The sequence below is a fragment of the Streptococcus sp. DD04 genome (assembly GCF_001578725.1).
GTDB lineage: Bacteria > Bacillota > Bacilli > Lactobacillales > Streptococcaceae > Streptococcus > Streptococcus sinensis.
Genome location: NZ_KQ968978.1, coordinates 56,782 through 57,794, shown reverse-complemented (window position 1 = coordinate 57,794; position 1,013 = coordinate 56,782). Strand labels below are relative to the sequence as shown.

The following is a 1,013-nucleotide window of genomic DNA, read 5'->3' as shown; positions in this document are numbered from 1 at the left end:
TGGAATAAATATGCTTGGGACGGCCGTAAATCTTACCATGCAGATTGCGCTCACCTGCGTAGGTTTCGATCTTGTGGACAACTTCCTCCACCAGAGCTTCCCGCTCTCGCCGTTTTTCCTTCATCATGTGGGAAATTTTATAAAACTCCGTCGGATTAAGGTAACGGAAGGATAAATCTTCCAGTTCCCATTTGACACTAGAAATCCCCAAACGATGAGCCAGAGGAGCATAGATTTCCATGGTTTCCCGCGAAATTCGCTCTTGCTTGTCTGGCCGTAAATGATGAAGGGTCCGCATATTATGCAGGCGGTCGGCTAGTTTGACCAAAATAACACGGATATCCTCAGACATGGCCATGAGCATTTTGCGATGATTTTCCGCCAACTGTTCCGCATGGGACTTATATTTCACCTTCCCCAGCTTGGTCACTCCGTCCACAATCACGCGCACATCATGCCCAAATTCCTGCTCCAAATCATCTAGTGTTGCCGAAGTGTCTTCAACCACATCGTGCAAAAAACCACAGGCAACCGAAACAGCATCCAGCTTAAGCTTAGCTAAAATGCCCGCCACCTGGATAGGATGCACAATGTAAGGTTCTTGCGACTGGCGAGTTTGCCCGCTATGGCGATCTATGGCATAGACCAATGCCTTTTGTACAAAAGCCACATCTTTTGCAGCTAAATATTTTCTTGTAAGGGAGACGACCTGATCCCCCGTTAAATTTATTTCTTTTGGCATGCGCATTCTCTCCGATTTCTTGCCTACTATTTTATCACTTTTACATCAATATGAAAACACAGAAAGTGCAGAGAATTTAAAAGGATGCTAAAAGACGCAAACAACCCGCCTCTAAAGCGGCGGGTTGTGATGAAGGCGATGGTTTATTTCGGTCTGAACCATATCCTTCAAAAATTCAAAATAGGCATAGATGAGATAACCGATGGATACCACACCTAAAATAGCTACTAATACTTCAAATAAGGTAGACAAAGACATGATAAACCTCCTC

Annotated in this window: 1 protein-coding gene; it reads right to left on the bottom strand. The window is 44.5% G+C overall.

The features are described 5' to 3' along the window. The coding region (locus STRDD04_RS05410) for an HD domain-containing protein (RefSeq protein WP_156469065.1) at positions 1-742 on the bottom strand (742 nt) is incomplete at its 3' end. Between the last annotated feature and the right edge of the window lie 271 nt (positions 743-1,013).